Origin of the sequence: Chamaesiphon sp. OTE_8_metabat_110 (assembly GCF_031382685.1) — a bacterium.
Lineage (GTDB): Bacteria > Cyanobacteriota > Cyanobacteriia > Cyanobacteriales > Chamaesiphonaceae > Chamaesiphon.
Genome location: NZ_JANMZA010000289.1, coordinates 1 through 3143 on the forward strand (window position 1 = coordinate 1; position 3143 = coordinate 3143).

At 50.7% G+C, this 3143-nt stretch carries 3 protein-coding genes and 1 pseudogene; 3 read left to right on the forward strand and 1 reads right to left on the reverse strand.

From position 1 onward, the window contains the following. The 3 genes and pseudogenes from RMO52_RS10395 to aroA all read left to right on the forward strand — a co-directional run. Positions 1 to 298, forward strand: a pseudogene (locus RMO52_RS10395) (pseudouridine synthase); the annotation flags it as partial. Between the two features lie 78 nt (positions 299 to 376). After that, positions 377 to 1264, forward strand: a complete 888-nt coding sequence (locus tag RMO52_RS10400; RefSeq protein WP_309742548.1) for a RodZ domain-containing protein — start codon at positions 377 to 379, stop codon at positions 1262 to 1264. 112 nt (positions 1265 to 1376) lie between these two features. After that, positions 1377 to 2711, forward strand: a complete 1335-nt coding sequence (aroA, locus tag RMO52_RS10405) for a 3-phosphoshikimate 1-carboxyvinyltransferase (RefSeq protein ID WP_396134946.1) — start codon at positions 1377 to 1379, stop codon at positions 2709 to 2711. Here aroA and RMO52_RS10410 read toward each other — a convergent pair. Beyond that, positions 2706 to 3143, reverse strand: a 438-nt coding sequence (locus RMO52_RS10410) for a macro domain-containing protein (protein WP_310413717.1), incomplete at its 5' end; no start/stop codon positions are given. The two genes, aroA and RMO52_RS10410, sit on opposite strands and share 6 nt — an antisense overlap.

Below are 3143 nucleotides of genomic sequence, written 5' to 3' on the forward strand. Positions count from 1 at the left end.
CAACGGGATCGATCTAGATGGGCAAGATACTTTGCCCGCACAAGTGAAAGTTCTCAAGCAACATACCGATCGTACCCTGCTGGAGATTGCGATTACTGAAGGTAGAAACAGACAGATTAGAAGAGTTGCAACTCTGCTAGGATGTCCGGTCTTATACCTCCATCGTACCAGCATTGGTGACATTAGTGTCGATGGGGATCGAGCATTAACGCTCGGTTCCTACCGTCATTTAGACTCCGCCGAACTCCATCGCCTCGAATTTGCTGGAGATCGATCGACCGTAGCTTCCTCCCTTTAAGGAGTAGCGACGATTCGATCCGGTATCTTCAGCATTAAACCCCGATTATAATCCCACAACTACCCCACATCAGCGATCGTGACTCTACTGGCACCGCTCAAGCATCTGACCGCTCTCAAACTATCTAAACTGTCACTTCTAGTCGGCTCGGTTGCTGCCTTCGAGCAGTTCCGACCGAAACCACCAGTGGCAGCCGAACCTGTCGAATTTGTTCCCGCACTACCAACGCCCAGCGAGATCTTGCAAGAACTTGGCGAAAGTTTACGCCAAAATCGCCAAAATCGGCAACTCTCGATCGGCGATATCGCCAGCCGCACCCGGATTCAGCCGCGACTGGTACAGGCGATCGAAGAAGGGCATATTGAAATGCTCCCTGAGCCTGTATACGTCAAAGGCATGGTCAAACGCTATGCTGATAGCGTAGGCTTGGATGGAGCGACAATTTCCCAGCAAGTACCTAACTGGGACGCCGCTGCTGCTACCTTTGAGCCGACTACCAAGCTCCAGACAACCACTTTTCACACTCCCACTCCAGTTAAGCCGCTGTACGTGTATTTAGGCTATACAGTGGCGATTATTGGGGTAAGTGCGGTGGCGTCTAATCTACTCAACACTGCCTTCAAATCGCAGTCTCAGCCCACTCCAGTAGTAGCAGCCAAACCGCAGCCAGCAGCAGGAAGTGCTACAGCGCCTGTAGCTGCACCTCAACGCAGTCAATTACCAGACATTCCTGTAGAGATCGTCGTCAAGAGTCCAACTTGGGCGCAAATTGGCATCGATGGGAAGACCGTATTTACGGGCAATCTGAATATCGGTACGAAATTTAACTGGACAGCTCAAAAGCAAGTCACGATCAATACCAATAATGCTGGTGGCTTGTTTATCGCTCATGATGCCCAACCACCACAAGCATTGGGCAAAGTCGGTGAAAAACAAAGTGTGACTGTCAAGGTAGGCAAACGTTAAGTACCAAAAATCCCCTCAAACGAGGGGATTTTTGTATTTTCCCAGTCCGGCGAATCGATCGAGATTGCCTAGCCTACAATAAGTATTTAGACTATCTACCAAACTCATCGTGATTAACCTGCAACCGCTCGATCGTCATCACAGCCTGACTGTTACGCCGCCAGCATCCGGGATCTCGCTTCAAGGCACCTTACAGATTCCTGGGGACAAATCTATTTCCCATCGCGCCTTGATGTTGGGAGCCTTGGCGGAGGGTGAGACGACGATTCGGGGCTTATTGCTCGGTGAAGATCCTCGGAGTACGGCGGCTTGTTTTACGGCAATGGGAGCGCAGATTTCTGAATTAAATACCGAACTGGTAACGGTGACGGGGATTGGTTTGGGGCAGCTTCAGGAGCCAGTAAATATCCTCGACGCTGGCAATTCCGGAACGACGATGCGATTGATGTTGGGGATCTTAGCTTCTCATCCCGATCGCTTTTTTATGGTAACTGGTGATGACTCCTTGCGATCGCGTCCGATGTCGCGAGTCGTCGCACCGCTGGCGGAGATGGGAGCGCAAATCTGGGGACGCAAGAGCAATTCCCTCGCACCGCTCGCTGTGCGCGGACAAGCATTACAACCAATCCACTATCATTCCCCGATCGCGTCTGCTCAGGTCAAGTCGGCAATATTACTCGCTGGATTGATGGTTTACGGGCGCACCACCGTCACCGAACCCGCCTTATCGCGGGATCACTCCGAACGGATGTTGCGAGCGTTTGGGGCGCAGATAGATGTCGATCCAGAGACGCATAGTGCGACTGTGACGGGCTATCCTACCCTCACCGGACAACAAGTAATCGTCCCTGGGGATATTAGCTCGGCAGCATTTTGGCTGGTAGCTGGCGCGATCGTGCCTGGTTCGGAGTTGTATATTGAAAATGTCGGCGTCAATCCTACCCGCACGGGCATTTTGGTGGCTTTAGAATTAATGGGTGCCGATATTACCCTCGAAAATCAGCGCGAAGTTGCTGGCGAACCCGTTGCCGATATCCGCGTCAAATACAGCAACCTCAAAGCCTGTGAAATTAGCGGCGATCTGATCCCGCGTCTGATCGATGAGATTCCAATTCTAGCTGTCGCCGCTGTATTTGCTCAAGGGACAACCGTTATTAAAGACGCCGCCGAATTGCGCGTTAAAGAGAGCGACAGGTTGCAAGTAATGGCAGCAGCGTTAACTAAAATGGGCGCAAAAGTTACCGAATTACCCGATGGTTTAGAAATCACTGGTGGGGGCACTTTAAGCGGCGCAGAGCTAGATAGTTTTACAGATCATCGGATTGCCATGAGCCTGTCGATCGCGTCCCTAATGGCAAAGGAAACGACTACCATTCACCGTGCCGAAGCAGCGTCTATTTCCTATCCCACATTCTTCGATTCATTACGCAGTATTGTCAAATCATAACATCCCAAAAGCTTCGACATAGGCATCATAATCAGTATCGCTAAAACAAACAAAGCTCACACCCTCGATCGACAAATCTTGCACCAAATAAGCCCGCACAGTCTCCAATGCCACCTGAGCCGCTAGATCGATCGGATAACCATAAACATCACAACTAATCGCTGGAAACGCGATCGTTTTAATCTCATATTGTGCGGCTAGAGCCAAACTTTCGCGATAACAACTGGCGAGTAATTCTGGCTCGCCACTATTACCACCTTCCCAAACAGGGCCGACGGTATGAATTATATAATCAGCCGTCAATCGATAGCCGGAAGTAATTTTAGCCTCACCAGTTTTACAACCATTTAGTCGCTGACACGTAGCTAATAACTCTTTGCCCGCCGCGCGATGGATCGCTCCATCGACACCGCCACCACCAAGTAGCGAACT